The following is a 17,825-nucleotide window of genomic DNA, read 5'->3' on the forward strand; positions in this document are numbered from 1 at the left end:
TTGAACACGATTAGGTGCAAGCTTATGGCATTTGAAGGCTCAAAATCCATGCACTTTGCTAGAAAATTGTGGGTTAAAATCGGAAACTGATTTCTGAAGTCACCATTTTTCGCGCCCTGTGGCATCTAGGTTCGATTTGCAGACTTATTCAGCAAGCCCTACTTAGCCATAGCAAAAAAACGTCGTGTGTCAAAAAAAGAAAGAAGAAAAGGAACAAAAAAACGGGTGCGACCTTTAGTTGATAAAAGCTGTTGTAATCAGGGTTCTACAGGGAACCCATATTGATCAAGTTTTGCCCAAAATTGACTCCATCGTTCCTTGGTCAATACCAAAGCTCGTAGGCTCAAAATAATTCCTGCCCCTTTTTCCTTCCATCGCATCCCTGAACAACATAATCGTTGTTTGACCAACGTCTTACAAGCTGCTTCCGTAACACCTGAACCAATCGGATACTTTTTCTCTAAGTATTCAGCATAATCCATTTGATGCTGATGATTCTCGTAATAAGTAATCGCCGCTTGTAGTTTCTCGGTAAGATTCTTAGAATGACTTTTTTCTTCTTTGACTTCTTTCATCAAATTTAGCAGTTCTCCTGCTTTTCCTTTTTCATGCTTGAGTTCTCGACAATTTTTAGTCAACCATTCTTTTTGTTTTGACACGGTATTAGGATGCAACGCTTCTGCCAACGCTCCTAAGTAACCAGAGGCATGATAGAAATCTAATATCTGTTCTTCCGTCTGCTTTTCTAAAAACTTCCAATTTGATTCTGCACCATCTGCTATACCGACCAATTTTGCCTCTGGATAACGGTTTTTCGCTCGCTCAATTTCTCTTTCCAATCTTTCTAGAAAACTCTTTTTTCCATACTCTGGTGCCGCACCTAGATAGATTGTATGTTGACGTTCTCCCTCACTATCGTATAGGGAAACGGTTCCCACCATTGCTTCACGGTAGCCATCCTCACACATCAGCATACAGGTTCCATCTAATCCTATTCCCACTGTTGCAATTTGGGTATCCTCTTTGGGCGGGGCATAACTCCACGCTTCTTCTTTTGCCTGTACCACACTTCCTACTGCTTCACTCAATCTTTGGATATAGGATAGCGCTACTTTTCTACCATGATTTTCTAATAAATCATTTTTCACCTCTTTGCCTGCCATCCCTGACATTTTTGAGGATACTTGTTTTGCCAATAATGGCGTTGATGTTATGATTATCCTTGCTTCTCTTTCTAAGGGGCAATACGTTTTTCCTCAAAGGTGAACGCTGATATACATGACGATTCACTATAACCTCACCATAAGGTGTTTGATATTCTTTCGGTTGCTCTCCCTTACTCTTCCAGATTTCTTCACCGATTTTTAAGGGTGAACCATCTGTATCTAAATATTTCAAGGCTTCTTTGCTGGCGATGCAACCTACTTCGTTTAAGCCTTTTTGAATATTTATTTCTGTATCCAACATTGAACGACTGAGTTCTAATGTTAGTTCTATTTTTATCTTTGAACCCTCTACATTAATTAGTTTTGCTGTCATCATTGTTTCCTCTTTGTCACTTTTCATCTCATGTTAACACTTTTCTTTTCCTTCATCAACTAAAGGTCGCACCCAAAAAAACAACTAGGATATATAAAAAGAAACTTGTCTCATATAGAAAAAATGATAGAAGAGGGAGCAAAGTTAGAAAAACTAACGAAAAAAGAGCAAGAAGAGCTTGTAACGATAGGAAAAGTGTATGAGCAACAGTTAGAAATGTATGAAAAAAAGACAAATAAAGTAGAAAACAGAATCGTGAGTGTAAGCCAACCTCACGTGCGTCCAATAGTGCGTGGAAAAGCGGGAAAAGCAGTAGAGTTTGGAGCTAAAATATCGGCAAGTAATGTGAATGGCTTTGTCTTCTTAGACAAATTAAGTTGGGATAATTACAACGAATCGGGAGATTTACAAGCGCGAATAGAAGAATATAAAAGGGAAACAGGATGTTATCCGGAATCGGTTCATGTGGATAAAATCTATCGAACAAAAGCGAATCGAGCTTATTGTAAAGAAAGGGATATAAGAATGAGTGGTCCCCGATTGGGAAGACCGCCGAAAGAGGTGAGCAAAGAAAAAAAGAAAGAGGCACGCTCAGATGAAAGAGTGCGTAATGCCATTGAGGGTAAATTCGGACAGGGAAAGAGGAAATTTAGTCTTGGTCGAGTGATGGCCAAACTACCTGAGACCTCGGAAACGGTAATTGCGATGAACTTTTTGGTAATGAATCTTTCTACTCTACTTCAGAAGACAAAAAGTAAAAAGTTGTAGAGTCGTTTTTCTTGTGAAAAATGGTGTTAATTTTCCTCTCTTTTGTGAGGAGTGATTTGTGTTGACCTTTTTAGACAGAAAGGAACAATAGATTAAACAAAATCTGTATTTTGATTTGTTTCCATAAGGATAAGTTATCTATGCTTTTTCAGTCCATACTTCCCTAACCCACATTTCTTTCGTTTTTTGACTTTTTCAGCAAGCCCTAAATAGGGCTTGCTGAAAAAAGCTGAAACCTTTACGGAGAAAAATAGTAGGCGAATTAAGAACCGCTAGAATGCACGAAAATAGGGTAGAATGCCTCAAAACCATTGCATTAAGAAGAGAGAAAGCAGATGTACCGAAAGCAACAGTACTCAATTGAAACACCAGAAAACTTGAAAAATCTGTTCGGCGGGCAGTTAGACGAAGAAAATCGTTGGATAGAAATGTCAAAAATGATTCCCTGGGAAGAATATGAGGAAGAATATGCAAAAAACTTCACAGAAAAAAAAGGAGCCCCAGCCAAATCATTTAGAATGGCATTAGGAGCATTAATTATCAAAGAAATTTCAGGAAAAAGTGACAGAGAAACAGTAGAATAAATAAAAGAGAACCCTTATTTACAGTACTTTATAGGAATGGAAAGCTATAGTAGCAAAGAAGCATTTAATGCGTCAATGATGGTTCATTTTCGTAAAAAAATAGGAATGGAATTAATAAATAAAATTAATAAAGAAATAGAAAAAAAGCGACGGGTGTAGCGTCAGAAAAAAAAGAAAATGAAGGAAAGTTATTGTTAGATGCGACTTGTACACCAGCAGATATAAAATATCCAACGGATATAGGAATATTGAATGATGCCAGAGAAAAAACAGAAAAAATAATAGATAAGCTGTATGAAGAAATAAAAGAGAAAAGGAAAGAAAAGCCGAGGACTTATAGGGAAGTGGCAAGAAAAGAGTACTTAGCCATAGCAAAAAAACGTCGTGTGTCAAAAAAAGAAAGAAGAAAAGGAACAAAAAAACAACTAGGATATATAAAAAGAAACTTGTCTCATATAGAAAAAATGATAGAAGAGGGAGCAAAGTTAGAAAAACTAACGAAAAAAGAGCAAGAAGAGCTTGTAACGATAGGAAAAGTGTATGAGCAACAGTTAGAAATGTATGAAAAAAAGACAAATAAAGTAGAAAACAGAATTGTGAGTGTAAGCCAACCTCACGTGCGTCCAATAGTGCGTGGAAAAGCGGGAAAAGCAGTAGAGTTTGGAGCTAAAATATCGGCAAGTAATGTGAATGGCTTTGTCTTCTTAGACAAATTAAGTTGGGATAATTACAACGAATCGGGAGATTTACAAGCGCGAATAGAAGAATATAAAAGGGAAACAGGATGTTATCCGGAATCGGTTCATGTGGATAAAATCTATCGAACAAAAGCGAATCGAGCTTATTGTAAAGAAAGGGATATAAGAATGAGTGGTCCCCGATTGGGAAGACCGCCGAAAGAGGTGAGCAAAGAAAAAAAGAAAGAGGCACGCTCAGATGAAAGAGTGCGTAATGCCATTGAGGGTAAATTCGGACAGGGAAAGAGGAAATTTAGTCTTGGTCGAGTGATGGCCAAACTACCTGAGACCTCGGAAACGGTAATTGCGATGAACTTTTTGGTAATGAATCTTTCTACTCTACTTCAGAAGACAAAAAGTAAAAAGTTGTAGAGTCGTTTTTCTTGTGAAAAATGGTGTTAATTTTCCTCTCTTTTGTGAGGAGTGATTTGTGTTGACCTTTTTAGACAGAAAGGAACAATAGATTAAACAAAATCTGTATTTTGATTTGTTTCCATAAGGATAAGTTATCTATGCTTTTTCAGTCCATACTTCCCTAACCCACATTTCTTTCGTTTTTTGACTTTTTGGCACTGGTATCGTCTAGCTAGAAGCTATAAACGTTGCAATACAAGAGGTTCAACAAATCAGGCGAATTTGGAGTAAGTCCTCCCAAGTTAACCCTTTTTGAATTATACCGAGAGCTACCGCAGGAACTTTTTTCGTCGTAAAATGGCTGCGAACAAAGTTATGAACCATCCAGAAAATATCTAGCACTCGCTGTAATCCCACAACAGATTTAGCATAAGTATTTGTTCGACGACGAAAGGCGGCTAAATAGCGTCGTAGAGAACTATTAAATGCCTCAACGTGGTTGGCATGAACATCCTTGTCTTCTGGTTTTTCTGTTGTCTCAGGATGTTCAGTTTTCGGAGTTTCTACTTTCTCTAGTTTACCCTCAGAATCTCGACGTTTACTACTCTTATTTTTTAATCTTACCACCATACCCTTCGGTAATACTTTGGTGGGACGACCTCGCTTCCCAGTCCTTAATACTTCGTGACAAATATTAAATAGCAGTTGACTATATCGCTTTTCTCCATCTGTAAATAACTGGAGAGATTCTGCACTCCTTTCAAATAATTCCGCTACCGTCATCATTGCTTCTAGAAATAATTTCTGCTCTTTTTTACCACATTTTAAATGCCAAATAAAGCGGCTAGCCCTGTCCATGAGCACGATTGTCCACCCCTCAGAGGCACTTGCTTCTTTATTTTTTCCAACTTTTGTGTATAGTTCATCCCCTTCTATTACTAATTTAACAAATTCATTCACTAAGGCGTATAAAAATAATGTCTCTTGTAATCCTGATAATTTCTTTTCCCAATTCAATATTGTTGTTTTTGCGTAGCCGAATACTCGGGCTGCTGCATTTAATCCTATTCCTTCCATTCTGGCTTTTAATACTTTTACAATTTCACTTAATGGGGTTTCTAAGCCAGCGATTACGCTACCATAAGTCTCAGCAAAACAAGAACTACATTCTTGACAGATGAACATTTTACGTTCCCCGTTACCTTTCGTTTGGTAATGAGAATGTATTTTTACTTTTTCACTATAGCAATGAGGGCAGTTTTTCTGAAATAAGGCTTCCTCTTTCTCTTGAGGTAAGCCAATATCACTTAGGAGGTCAATTGAGCTTTTATTCAATGTTGACATTGCTTTCCGTTTTCCCTTTCTTTAATATAATGACAATAATAATAGTATAACAAAAACGGGAATATGTCCAGTCGTAAGTTATTTTCTATTTTCTCAAACTCTTACACCATAACTTTTTCTAGCTTTGATCACACGATACCAGTACCGACTTTTTCAGCAAGCCCTAAATACAGGAAGCAGTCAAAAAGTAGTGAGAGGAGGCTGTTTTACTAGTTCACAAAATGATTGTTGTTCTTTTTCTCGAAGCTTCAGGGGTGATAGTATTATTGATCGAACCATTGGGTTTAGGGTTGTTTGTGTCCCGTAGAACAGGCATCTTGCCTGTTGCTTTCTGCCTGTTGTTTTTTGACTGTTGTTTTCTCCCATTAACAAGACAGGCTGGCAACCTATACCACTTTTTTGAGCAACAGGACAGGCTGGAAGCCTATCCTACGATTTGAATTATTTTTCTTATTAACTGGACAGGCTGAAACCTAGACTGATGTAAATCCATCAAATAGCTGATTAGTAGAACAGGCATCTTGCCTGTTGCTTTTTCCCATTAACAGGACAGTCTGGAAGCCTATCCTACGGTTAGAATTCTTCCCATAAAAAAGGATAATCTTCAGGACGTTCTGTCAAGCCAGCCTTAACAGGATTCTGCCGAATATATTCCCAAAAATTAATAAACTCTTGATGATTCCTGACGATCCGATCATACCGTTCAACTTGCCAAACTATTCCAATATGCTTCATAACTTGAGGAATTTGTTTAGAACTATAACTTTTAATACTGTGTAAAATACTGCTGAGTGACCAATATTTATTGTCGGATTTGGGCAAAGGTTGCATCAACCAATGAACATGATCGGGCATAACTACCAATGCAAATGTATGATACCTTGCCTTATTCTCAATCTGATTTTTATCAAAAAATAGGCAGCAATCTAACACAAGTTTTCTAGCAGAATGATTGAGTTCCAACTTTTCCCAAGTGTTGAACGTAATAAAATAAACCGAACCCAGCAATTCCCAATGGGGCAAATTTCTCATTTTAATAGTAAAATTCTGGGCTTTCAATTGCATAGACTCTTAGAAAAATTAGATATTGTATTAAGTTGACAATAGGAAACCCAACATTTCAAAGGGAGAGGATTAGGTTAAATGGCGATCGCTTTTGAGACTGAGACATACTAATCGGCGATCGCAGTTTTGCCAATGATCAAGAGCGATCGCAATTATCTTATCTAAACGGCTATAGTTTGAACCGAAAAAGGAATATTCTCTAAAATGACATTAGGTACATTTCCCGAACCTAAAATTTCCTTAGCATCGAGAATTTCAATGCCGACTAATAACTCATTCTGACCAATATTCAAGGCGATTTCTTCTGTTAATTGAAGTATTCTACACTCTTGGTTTCCTTCCACTAGTTTAATATAGAGCGCATCAATTTCACTATCATAGCTAATTTTCATAAAATTGCCTCCTCTTAAAAATAAAAAGTATAAACTGTAATAACAACTAATTCCAACTCAGTCTCAGCAACAACTGGTGCAACCTTTTTGAGAGTATAAAACTTACCCTGCCAGACTGCATCATATTGAAAAGTAGCCTGATATTTAAACCGTCCAGCTTTTGCTTTTTGACAAATACCAGTACGAATTGCATGAACAACTTCTAACTCGTTTGTACCTCTTTCTAAACATTGTTCTTGAGCGTGTTTGGATAAACGAATTGGTTTCATCGCTGAAAAATATTATTGTAGGTATTTTAACATATTCATTTTTGAATATGCGATCGCCGATCCCGTATCTCAAGTGAAGGAACACAACCCCAAAAACATATTGTACTTAGGTACGATCGCCGTCTTCCTGTTAATTAAACTAAAACTGCGATCACGTTGGTTTTTATCAGTCATTTTTATACCTCAAACCTTTTGGCCAGCCATCCTCTACTAATGTATAAAGCACAGGAACAACGATCAAACTCAGGAGAGAAGAAGTCGTTAAACCTCCAATAATAGCAACGGCCATGGGTTGTCTTAATTCCGCTCCGGCTCCCAATCCTAAAGCCAACGGTAACATCCCCAAAATCGTTGAACCTGTCGTCATCACAATGGGACGAAAACGCACTAAACCTGTTGTAATCAGAGCCTCACGCCGTTCTATTCCTGTTGCTCGTAGGTGATTAGCGTAGTCGATTAATAAAATGGCATTTTTCCCCAATAGACCCAATAGAAAAATTAAACCAATGAGAGAAATCATGCCAAAATCGCTTTGGGTAATCAGTAGGCCGAGCATGGCTCCCACAATCGATAAGGGTAGGGAAAGACCAATCACCAACGGTTCCTTAAAACCTTGAAAGAGCAAAACTAAAACTGTCAACATAGCGACCAAAGAAAGCAATAGAGTTAAGGCAAATTCCGCAAAAACTTGACCGATGCGGGCCGAATCTCCTTGCAGTTCTAGGGTTATGTCCTGGGGTAACAGCGATCGCCCGATTTGTGTGACTTGTTCAGTAACATTGCCTAAAGCCTGATCGGAGGCCAGGTTCGCACTCAGATAAACGGCCCGTTTCCCTTGAAAATGTTCAATTTCGCTACTGTAATCGGCTCCTGTTAGTTTGATTTGAATTAGACCTGGAATTTTTTCTACTTCCTCCTTAAATTTGGTCGCGATCGCCTGAAGTTGGGATAAATTTTCACCCCTTAAGGCCACTTTTAAAGGACTATCATCCCCCGTTTGCACAAAGAGAATATTTTCCACACTAGTCGTTACTTTTGGTAATGAGGGTAAATCAGCCCTGACGGTTTCTTGTACCTGGGCAGTGGTTTGCGATCGCGAAGATTTTAACTTGGTATAAATATTGCCCTTGAGAGGATTGCCTTGCAAACCGGCCACCGTAAAGATTGATTCAACTTGGGAATTTTGTAAGAGCGTTGGCTCTAATTTTTCTGCCACCCGTCGAGTTTTTCGCAGCAAAAAACGTTCAGGCGATTGGGCAATTTCTGAGATCCAATCAAAAGCTCCACCGCTACTTTTGGAGCTATCCACCGCCCCATTTTCCGGCTTCAATTTTCCCGCTAATTTAGGTAAAGCCGAACTATAGACCACATTAAATTCGCCCCGATCTAAGGTAGGAATAAAGCCCTGGGGAATGAGGGGAATTAAGGCTAATCCGATGATTAAACTGGCGATCGCGACTCCCATAACGGCCTGACGATGATTTAAAGACCAGCCCAGCAGACGACCATAGTGGTGAATTACCTGTTCTAAAAACCCCTGGCTTTTCTTACCTGGCTTTGGGGGACGTAACCAAAAGATAGCTAGAACGGGAGAAAGGGTACGGGCTACTAAAAGAGAAAAAATTACCGAGGCTGTCACCGTAATGGCAAAGGGTTTGAAAAATTGTCCTAAAGTTCCCCCCATCAACGCGATCGGTAAAAAGACCATCGCAATAGAGAGCGTCGTAGCCGTGACCGTTAAACCAATTTCCTCGGTTGCCTGCATAGCCGCCTGTTTGGGAGAGGCTCCCGCTTCTAGGTGACGACTAATATTTTCCACATCCACGATCGCATCATCCACAACGATACCAATTACCAGGGCCAACGCCAGCAAGGTTAGAGTTTCTAGATTAAAACCCCCAATGGCCATCACCAATGCCGTTCCCAACAAAGACAGAGGAATGGCGATCGCGCTAATTAGGGTAGCCCAACCACTGCGGAGAAAGGGAAAAATAACCAAAACAGCCAGAAAAATGGCACCCATCAAGGATTCTAGCGTTGCATTCGTCGCTTCTTGAATGTAATTGGCCTGGGTTTCTGCCAAGACTAAATTCAGATTGGGAAAAGATTTTTGTAAAGTCGTGGCCGCTTTTTGAGCTTCCCGAACCACCTCCAAGGTATTCGCATCTGCTTTTTTAATCACCTGAACCGCTAAAACATCCTGGCCTTGCCAACGAGTCAGGGTCGGCGGATTGGGATCGGGTAAGTTCGGATCGGCGGGGGGGCGAATATTGCCATCTCCCAATAAATTAACCCTTAAAACCCCTGCTAGTTCACTGAAACGGGGAATAATTTGCTCTTGGGTAAGGGTTTCTAAATCCTCTAAACTTTGCCCTATTTTCTCGTTCGGAACAATGGCATAGGTAACGGCGGGGGATTCGTTGAGATTGAAGGGAAAAACCTCAAATTTGGCTCCTGTCGGTAATTTTAAGTTCTCTAAGGCTGTCTTGACCTGTTGAGTGGATTGATCCAAATTTAAACCCGCATCAAAGGCCGCCGTGATCAGCGATCGCCCTCCATAGGTAGAAGAATAAAGGGTCAGATTAGGCAAAGACGTTAATTGCTGCTCAATCGGGTTGGTCAGTTGGATTTCTGTTGCCGCGACAGAACTGAGGGGAATGGTGGCATTGACAATCACGACGGGAAAAGCAACTTCTGGAAATAGACCATATTTGAGCGTACTAAAAGCCAACAGACCCGCCACGGACAGGGCAATCCAAAAAGAAATGGTCAGCCAGGGATGGTTAATCGCCCAACGGGAAATATTCAAGCGGTCACTAAGGAACATCGGCAAACGGTTAAAAACTACTCGTATAATACCTTTTCAAAACAGGCTTCTCCCACCTCGGATAATTTACGGGCGATCGTCTTATCGGCCTTTGCCTTTTGTACCAAATTTCTAAATTGTTGAATATTGTATTGGCTACGGAATTGAGTTATAGTACACTTGCAGATATCCAGACCCACATCATCCGTTAATCCCTGTTGACGGACTCGTTTTAGACAGTCTTTTTGATAATCCTCAAAGGAGTTGATAGTGGTGATCGGGGTGACGGAGGGAGCTTTCGTGCTTGGTTTTGGGGCCGCGAGCAACGGGACAGTACAGATTGTGGCCACCAGTCCCAGAAACGCTCCATAATACTGGAATTTTTTCATGGTTAGAAATCAAGAAAGTTGCTAGAGCTAATCTTAGCGATTAAAATTGGTAATTTAAGTTTAACAAATCCTTGCTGATTGTAATCAAAAAAAGAGACAGTTCATCACCCTGCACAATCAAATTTAGGTCGGCAATTGTAGGCAAATGGCTTGAGAATTCAGTTCAAGTGTGACTTCTTGACCGTAGGTTAAATCAGCAATAAATGGCGATAGAATTTCCAACAGATTGGGGTTTTGAAAATGACTTCGTTTTGTTTCAGGATGGGGATAATAGACTAAGCTACGATAGCGATCGCCTTGATGGTTTAAATAACAGGGAGAAAAAGAAAAATTTTCGGGTGGATGGCAGGCTGACCAATCAACAGCTAAAAAAGTATATTCTGGCGCAAGTATTTGATAGGAATAGGGTGAGATCTCCACATTCAGCGTTCCGGCAAAAAAAGCAGTTAGATCCAATCCTAATGACTGAAAAAAAGGCGTTTGTAAGGCGATCGTTCCTTGGGGGTAAGGACTTTGGGGTGATTGACCCGATGCCACCTGATGGCCTGGCCGAATAATGCCCTTAACTTGAACCCATTCCGTCATAGCAACTTTCTTCTGAAATTTCCTGGCTTAATGTTACGCTAAATAGGATTTAATCCCTTCATTCTCCTATCCCAAAGCGTCCAAATGTCTGTGGTCTCTACTTTTGGTCAACGTGCCGCCGCTATCCGTACCTGTCCCATCAATCCGAATCACTGGTATGTGGTTGCCCAAAGTTCTGAGTTAACGGATCAGCCTCTCAGTGTTGTCCTCTGGCATGAAAATATTGTTCTTTACCGCGATCGCCAAGGGCTGGTTCAAGGGCTAGAGGATCGCTGTCCTCATCGTCAGGTGAAATTAAGCGAAGGACAAATTGTAGGGGATCATTTGGAATGTATTTATCATGGTTGGCAATTTAATCGGAAGGGAGAATGTGTTTTTATTCCCTATTTAGCAGAAAATCAAAAATTACCCACCTGTCAACTACGTACCTATCCCGTCAAAGAACAAGATGGTTTTATTTGGCTTTATCCAGGCGATCCAGAACTGCTTAAAACCAAATCCCTCAATCCTCTTTCTTTACCTGAATGGTCACATCTGAATTACATTGCTAGTGTGGCCACCATTGATTGTCAAGGACATTTTTCCTTTTTAATTGAAAACTTAATGGATATGTATCATGGTCATTTACATGATAGTTATCAGGCTTGGGCTTCTGCTAGTTTGCTCCAAATTCAAGCCGATTCAGAACGGATAGATGCCTATTATGATGCTCAGAGTTATTATAAAATTGATAGAATTTGGTCTATTTCCCAACTCTTTTTTCCTGCTTTACGAAAACTACATTCTGAGCCGTTAACGGTGAGTTATCTTTATCCGCATTGGTACTCAACTCTCGGTAATGATTTCAAGATTTATTGTCTTTTTTGTCCGATTAGTGAAACCCAGACTCGCGCCTATTTAGTTCATTTTACTTCCTTAAATGCGTTTCCAAAGTTGCATAAATTACCGATCGCCTTTCGGCAGTTTTTAAAGGATAAACTCTTTGGTTCAGCCCGTAAAATGCTAGAGGGATTAATACGACAGGATGTGATTATGATTGAGCAGGAGCAGGAGTATTACAGTAAAAATCCCCAGCATCGCAGTTATGAAGTTAATCCCACTTTAGGGAAAGTTCAATCCCTCATTCGTCAGCAAGCTCAAGCGGCTATTCCGGTTTTAGACTCTTTGGAACAGAGCTAAAGGAAGTACGAACAGTTGACTTTTCATTGAAATAAAAGGCGATCGCTGAAACATCACACCAAAATAATCTATCTGTATTTGCTGACTTCACCCATAAGATTAGCAAATTAGTAGATGCCCCCTTTGGCGATCAGCATTTACAGCTAGAATGTCCCAATCAAATGAAGTGATCCCATCAATCTCTTGATTCAAAATAACAGCGATCGCCGACCGAGTGATGAAGGGTATTGAAGTTTATTAAGTTCTATTTTTTCCTGACTTCTGAACTTAGGGGTTAATGCTAGGATGAGGGTTAGCTTTCGTTTGACAGAGTGCGATGACCCCGAAAAAGATTCTGATTTTAGCTGCCAATCCTTTAGAAACCGCCCATTGATAGCTTTACGAATACTCTGAACCACATTTAAGAAAGCTTCATCCTGATTTTCCCAGGTCGTAATCGGTTTGCCATCTTTTGGTAATGCTTGTAATTTGCTAAAGGGTGTATCTTTCCAGTCAGTTGGTCTAAGAATAATCGGGATTACCTTGGCGGTTCCTGCCTGATGACGTTCCATTGCTCGCTGCATTTCTAAGTCATAGCAATATTCTGATGCCATAAAGGGTGGACTAATCAATAGCAGGATAATTTGAGCGGATTCCAAATGAGCTTTGATTTCAGCATCCCATTCTGTCCCTGCCTCTATTGCTCGATCATTCCATGCAGAGATTTTTCCTTGCTTCTTGAGATTTGCTAAATGAATATCAAGTTCTTCTCGTAGGCTTTCATCTTTATGAGAGTAAGAAATAAAGATTTCTATCATTTCAGAGCTATTTTTAGAAGAATTTACGGCTAAAGAGGCGTTTTCTTCAGATGGCATTAAGCCTGAGAAAGTATCTATAATTTTGTTACTGTGGATTGGAGTTTCACGCTCAAGTTCACAAATAAAGTCGAGAAGTGCATTCAAAATACGAGATTTTTCACGTCTGAATTCTTCGAGACTAACGAGACCTTTACGTTTCTCATTTTCAATTTGTCTGAAATTGGCCGTGTGTAAAATAATTTCATTCTGATAACGAGACGGATATTCTTTGGTAATCTCTGTCAGTTGAGAGAGGGCATTTTCTACTTCATCTTGTTGAAGTAAGCTTTTAATCGTTGTTAGACTGGTATTCATAGATTATTCTTTAGATAGAGATAACTGGTAAAGTAATTGATTTTTTGTAAAAGATAAGAAAGGAAGATAAACTAGAAAATTTACAAAAGTATATATCGTTACATCAACCTCGTTTATATCTGTCCTTGGAAGCCAAGCTTGAGCGTATAAATACATCTGCAAAAAACAAATAAAAATAACTATTGCAAATGGTGCGGCTACTAGATTAAATACCTTAAATGATGAATAAATTTTGTTCTTATTTGGCTTTAGAGATTGAAATATGATAAATAGACATGGCAACCCAACAAAAACAAGAATCTGTGTCAAAGGCTTCAGATCAGTTGTCAAAGAAAATGAACTACAAATCCAGATTATAAACATCACACAAATAAATGTAATAATCGTATACAAAAGAGATAACCAAAAATCGAAAAAATAAGTGCTTTTGAAGAAGCATAAAATTGTTATAGTTACAGATAATAATAAAATATTCCAAAAAATAAATAATGACGGTATTTCGGGAACAAAAAATAAATAAAAAATAGTCATATTATTATAATACCCAGAGCGAATGATAGAAACAATGTTAATATTGCTTTCGATTACTTCTTCTGCTGCTTTTCTTTTTTCTAATTCACTATCCATATTATTGAATTTAATATCTTGAGACACTAAATTTTCTATATTAGTGCCAGTAGATTCTTTGATGATTGCCAAAAAGTCATCGATTGTTCCATTTTTTATCGAATCCAAAATATTAGAAAGAGATTTCTCATTTAGTGATTTTTTTTCAGATTGACTATTAAGAAACATATCTAATAATTTACAAGCTGAATCATTTCTATTTATCAAATAAAAGATGAGACTTTCCTTTCCCATAGACCTTTGTAATAAATCAATTTTTCTCTTATCAATTTTTCCCTTATCCATTAAGCAATAATTTCTTTCACTGTCAGTATCAGTGCCAGTGTCAGTAATTAGTGCGTCTGTATAATTTAACGAGTCTTTGCTAACATACTTTACAAAATCATCCTTAACAATGTATTTTTTTATATCTCTAAAGTAATTTTTATAGTTGCGATGTATTGCTGCTGACCCATTATTTTTTTTCTCATTGTAATAGCTATAGATTAAATCAAAATCTTCGACACCAGACATATCAATTGCGTCAAGAATGATTGTATTGACGATGAGTCTTTCTTTGTTCACTAAAAGTTTTAACTCAAGCGAGTTTAAAAAAACTAGGTTTCCAGAAACAATCAGAAGAATGCAAGCACAATACCCAAAGACTTCAATGGGTACATCCCGGATAAAGTAGTACATAGAATCTGGGGTAAAATGGAAAAAAACTGATGAGCGAAAAAAGTATGTTACCGATTCCCCCAGAAGAAAAAGCACTGTTAAAACAGCATCTCACCGAATCAGCCCGTATCCTGCGCAAATATACGGAACCAGAGAAACAGAAGGACTTTGGAAGCATCGAAGTAGAAGTCAGAACCCAGATGTTAGAAATTGTGGGGCCAACAATGGGGGAGTTTTTTTTTCAGAAGGGGGAAAAAAACGGTCTGGAAACAAGCGAAAAATCAAAACCCTAGTCGGAGAAGTGGAAATAAGCCAAAAACAAGCCAGAAAACTAAAGGTGTCGCCAAAAATCGTCTTAAGTCCAGGTTTAGAGAAATGCTGTCTAAGAGCCAGTGCGAAAACATCCTACCAACAAGCAGAAGAAGATATAGAGGAGTTGATGGGGATAAAAGTAGGACATAGCAGTTTACATCGCTTGGTAGAACGGACAGAACTGCCCTTAGCTCAAGCTCAGTCAGAGAGTGCGGGGGTCAGTATAGATGGGGGAAAGATTTGTCTGCGGGGCGAGGAGAAGGAAGGGGGACAGTGGCGAGATTATAAACTGGTGAGTCTTCATGGCAATGTCTGTGAAGCCTTTTTCCAAGACCCAGAGGGCTTAAAGAATTGGAGCAATGTTCAACCTTTGTCCCCAATAGTGACCTTTTTGGGAGATGGTCATCCCGCAATCTGGAATGCGGTAGAGAGTTTCGCCACTCAATCGTGGCTGATACGACGAGAGGTGTTGGATTGGTATCATCTCAAGGAGAATCTGTTCAAAGTGGGTGGCTCTCTCAAACGGCTAGAAGCAGTGGAGCATTTACTGTGGCGGGGTTTTGTGAACAAGGCAATAGATGCGTTTGATGGAGTCAAAAGCAAGAGGGCAAAGAATTTTCAAGCCTATTTGACGAAGCATTATCAGCGTATCCCTGATTACCAATACTATCAACAGCTTGGTATTGTGATTGGTTCTGGTGATGTGGAGTCTAAGATTAAACAGGTGGGAGCTAGGGTTAAATTGTCGGGAGCACGTTGGCATCTTCATAATGTTTCTCGTATTCTTCGGCTACGATGTGCTTATCTCAATCACTCTCCTCTTTTGAGTGTCAATGTATTATCTTAAGTCTCCTCTTTTGAGTGTCAATGTATTATCTTAAGTGGGATGCACCCGACTTCAATTAATGTGTTGTGTCTTCTAAAATGTCCATGTTTTTTCTCGATATTATAAGTTGACTGCAATTTAAACCAATAAATAAGAAAGATAGCTTCGAGAATAGCAATAATAATAGTCCCACCCCATAAAAAAATTGGATAATGGTAGTAATTTATTGGCGTGACTAGCACCAATAAAAAAATACTCAGATTTGCAAGTAGAGAATAATAAAAAACGTAATGCAATTTCAGTCCCCATAGTCGAGGATTGCCTAGCAAAAGTTTATGGTTTATGTCTTGTAGAAATCGAGGAAATAAAATCCGAAAGACTGGCTTAGGTATATTCATAATTATTTATCCTCAAAGCGTTTTTCTTCAAACAATTTACGAGTAGATTTACTAATGTCTCTAAAATATTTTAAAGAGATATTCTGATTGATAAAAATTTTAAGTAGGTCATGAGCTTTAATATTTCTGTCTGTATGAATAACAAAGCTTTTTCCTTCTTGATCAATTCTGTGACAACTAAAATTTTCTAGTACATCGAATAATTCATCCTTCGAGAGATTACTTGCTATTTCATAGGAATTTTCCTTTCTATCTTCCCCAAAATCAGCAACTGAACCATTATAGATAGCACTACCTCCTTTAAGAAAAATAATATTATCAGCAATATCCTCAACTTCATATAAATGTTGTGAGCTAACAATGACAGATAGCGGATTAGCACTCGAATTTGCCAAATCTCTTAAATCCTGTAAAAATAAAATTTGGGTATTGATATCGAGGTTTGCTAATGGCTCATCTAAAATAATTAGCTTGGGAGTCCATACGAGAGCTTTTGCTAACTCAAATCGAGTTCTATATCCCCCTGATATTTCATCCCAAGTCGCTTTGCGATACTGCTCCAATCCTAGACGACTGATAATAAAATCAACCTGGTCTTGATTATCATCTCCTGTAATACCATGAATGGACGCAGCAAAGTGTAAATTATCCATCAATAAACCGTTCCACTTCTCTATTTGCTGGGGGATGTAAGCGATTTGTTGTTTAATTGAATACCAATCTTCTCGACCGTTGAGCGTTAAAGCAGGATACCCAAGCTTACCCATGCTATTTTTTAACTCACCAGCAATTATTCTCAATAGAGTAGTTTTGCCATTACCATTTTCACCAACAATAGTCGTTATTTCCCCACGTCTTAGAGTTAGATCGATGGGATTTAATTTAAATTTGACGGCACGACTTTTGTAACTTTTTGTGATTTGAATCCCCGCGAAGACAATATCTCTATCCTCAGCAATATTAATAGATTCAGGCGGATGTTGCTTTCGAGCGTCTAAAAATTTTTGTTTGGCTCGTTGCAAATCAGTCATTGGTGTATTGGGGTTGTTGCTGATTTTTTCTTCGGGATTGTCTAAAATCTTAGACAAATCTGTTGGCTCATTAAAATTGTGAGGGTTGGATAATATGGTCTCTTTTGAAGTCTCAGATTCAACCACTTCTTCAAGTTCTGTTGATACGTCACGCCTAGACGGATTAAGGACTTGTTCGTATTCCTCCTTAATTTGATCAATAAAATCCAAAATATCTCGTCTAAGCTTTGCAAATCTCTCATTAACTAAATCCGTCTTGCCAAGAGTACGCGAATCCTCCCTGAGTTCGGTGTACTCCGCCCGAATATTGATGCTCTCACGCTTATCTTTTTTGTCTTGCGAAAAATCAACACAAAAATCCATCAGTCGTTTCGTTGCGGCATTTAAGTCATTGGAAGCGACACTGTTTTCGATTTCAGATGCTCTTTCTTCTAGCTCGGCACGGCTCATTCGTGAAAAATCAGTAATTTATTTAAGGATTATAATATGAAAATGAGATATTCAGTGGTTTTACCAGAAAGTAGGACAAATCAAAGTGTGTTGAAGGAAGAGATAGGTCGAGCAACAGAAAAACTCTGCGCCGAGGCACCAGGGCGGGTATCGTACTTTGATGAACTAAAATAGAGAACGATAAATATCACGATAAGCGAAAGGTGCCAAAAAGTCTGGCAATGTTTGTTCGAGAAAACGAACAAGAGTATCCGAGAAATTGACGATAGCACATAAACACCGATCGGTAGTTTGTATTATTGAAAAAAGACAATCGAGTAGTAATCTTTTGGGATTAGTAACCGTCGCTATTGCTTAAAAGC

The 17,825-nt window shown here is 38.7% G+C and carries 13 protein-coding genes and 3 pseudogenes; 5 read left to right on the forward strand and 11 right to left on the reverse strand.

All coding sequences use genetic code 11. The features are described 5' to 3' along the window. Nucleotides 1–257: 257 nt before the first annotated feature. A pseudogene (locus KA717_07665) lies at nucleotides 258–1,539 on the reverse strand (ISKra4 family transposase). A 75-nt stretch (nucleotides 1,540–1,614) separates the two neighbouring features. Here KA717_07665 and KA717_07670 point away from each other — a divergent pair. After that, nucleotides 1,615–2,307, forward strand: a pseudogene (locus KA717_07670) (transposase). Nucleotides 2,308–2,642: 335 nt separating this feature from the next. Beyond that, a pseudogene (locus KA717_07675) lies at nucleotides 2,643–3,979 on the forward strand (IS5 family transposase). A 267-nt stretch (nucleotides 3,980–4,246) separates the two neighbouring features. On the opposite strand, the gene KA717_07680 reads toward KA717_07675, so the two are convergent. The 7 genes from KA717_07680 to KA717_07710 all read right to left on the reverse strand — a co-directional run bounded on the left by KA717_07680 (nucleotide 4,247) and on the right by KA717_07710 (nucleotide 10,832). Continuing rightward, nucleotides 4,247–5,326 (reverse strand): IS1 family transposase, encoded by a 1,080-nt coding sequence (locus KA717_07680; GenBank protein ID UXE62617.1) that lies wholly within the window; start codon nucleotides 5,324–5,326, stop codon nucleotides 4,247–4,249. Nucleotides 5,327–5,899: 573 nt separating this feature from the next. Beyond that, complete coding sequence (locus KA717_07685) at nucleotides 5,900–6,391, reverse strand: transposase (GenBank protein UXE62618.1); 492 nt, start codon at nucleotides 6,389–6,391, stop codon at nucleotides 5,900–5,902. A 161-nt stretch (nucleotides 6,392–6,552) separates the two neighbouring features. Then, on the reverse strand, nucleotides 6,553–6,783 hold the full coding sequence (locus KA717_07690; GenBank protein UXE62619.1) for a DUF2283 domain-containing protein: 231 nt from the start codon (nucleotides 6,781–6,783) through the stop codon (nucleotides 6,553–6,555). Nucleotides 6,784–6,797: 14 nt separating this feature from the next. Next, on the reverse strand, nucleotides 6,798–7,052 hold the full coding sequence (locus KA717_07695; GenBank protein UXE62620.1) for a DUF4258 domain-containing protein: 255 nt from the start codon (nucleotides 7,050–7,052) through the stop codon (nucleotides 6,798–6,800). A 166-nt stretch (nucleotides 7,053–7,218) separates the two neighbouring features. After that, entirely contained in the window at nucleotides 7,219–9,879 is a 2,661-nt protein-coding gene (locus KA717_07700) for an efflux RND transporter permease subunit (protein UXE64583.1), read from the reverse strand. 17 nt (nucleotides 9,880–9,896) lie between these two features. Continuing rightward, nucleotides 9,897–10,247, reverse strand: a complete 351-nt coding sequence (locus KA717_07705) for a hypothetical protein (GenBank protein UXE62621.1) — start codon at nucleotides 10,245–10,247, stop codon at nucleotides 9,897–9,899. Nucleotides 10,248–10,370: 123 nt separating this feature from the next. Continuing rightward, a complete protein-coding gene (locus KA717_07710; protein UXE62622.1) occupies nucleotides 10,371–10,832 on the reverse strand; it encodes a hypothetical protein in 462 nt (153 codons plus the stop codon). A gap of 84 nt (nucleotides 10,833–10,916) precedes the next feature. Between KA717_07710 and KA717_07715 the strand changes: the two genes are divergently transcribed. Further along, the gene (locus tag KA717_07715; GenBank protein ID UXE62623.1) at nucleotides 10,917–12,011 is read left to right on the forward strand and encodes an aromatic ring-hydroxylating dioxygenase subunit alpha; all 1,095 of its coding nucleotides are present in this window, start codon (nucleotides 10,917–10,919) and stop codon (nucleotides 12,009–12,011) included. Nucleotides 12,012–12,199: 188 nt separating this feature from the next. On the opposite strand, the gene KA717_07720 is transcribed toward KA717_07715, so the two are convergent. Both KA717_07720 and KA717_07725 read right to left on the reverse strand, forming a co-directional pair. Further along, a complete protein-coding gene (locus KA717_07720) occupies nucleotides 12,200–13,162 on the reverse strand; it encodes a toll/interleukin-1 receptor domain-containing protein (GenBank protein ID UXE62624.1) in 963 nt (320 codons plus the stop codon). A gap of 3 nt (nucleotides 13,163–13,165) precedes the next feature. Next, complete coding sequence (locus KA717_07725; protein UXE62625.1) at nucleotides 13,166–14,467, reverse strand: hypothetical protein; 1,302 nt, start codon at nucleotides 14,465–14,467, stop codon at nucleotides 13,166–13,168. A gap of 29 nt (nucleotides 14,468–14,496) precedes the next feature. Between KA717_07725 and KA717_07730 the strand changes: the two genes are divergently transcribed. Together KA717_07730 and KA717_07735 are read left to right on the forward strand one after the other, a co-directional pair. Further along, nucleotides 14,497–14,739 (forward strand): hypothetical protein, encoded by a 243-nt coding sequence (locus KA717_07730; GenBank protein ID UXE62626.1) that lies wholly within the window; start codon nucleotides 14,497–14,499, stop codon nucleotides 14,737–14,739. Further along, complete coding sequence (locus KA717_07735) at nucleotides 14,727–15,605, forward strand: ISKra4 family transposase (GenBank protein ID UXE64584.1); 879 nt, start codon at nucleotides 14,727–14,729, stop codon at nucleotides 15,603–15,605. Before KA717_07730 ends, KA717_07735 begins: the two co-directional genes overlap by 13 nt. A gap of 379 nt (nucleotides 15,606–15,984) precedes the next feature. Here KA717_07735 and KA717_07740 read toward each other — a convergent pair whose 3' ends face one another. Then, a complete protein-coding gene (locus KA717_07740; GenBank protein ID UXE62627.1) occupies nucleotides 15,985–17,463 on the reverse strand; it encodes an ABC transporter ATP-binding protein in 1,479 nt (492 codons plus the stop codon). Nucleotides 17,464–17,825: the final 362 nt, after the last annotated feature.

Source organism: Woronichinia naegeliana WA131, assembly GCA_025370055.1.
In the GTDB taxonomy this organism is placed as follows: Bacteria; Cyanobacteriota; Cyanobacteriia; order Cyanobacteriales; family Microcystaceae; genus Woronichinia; species Woronichinia naegeliana.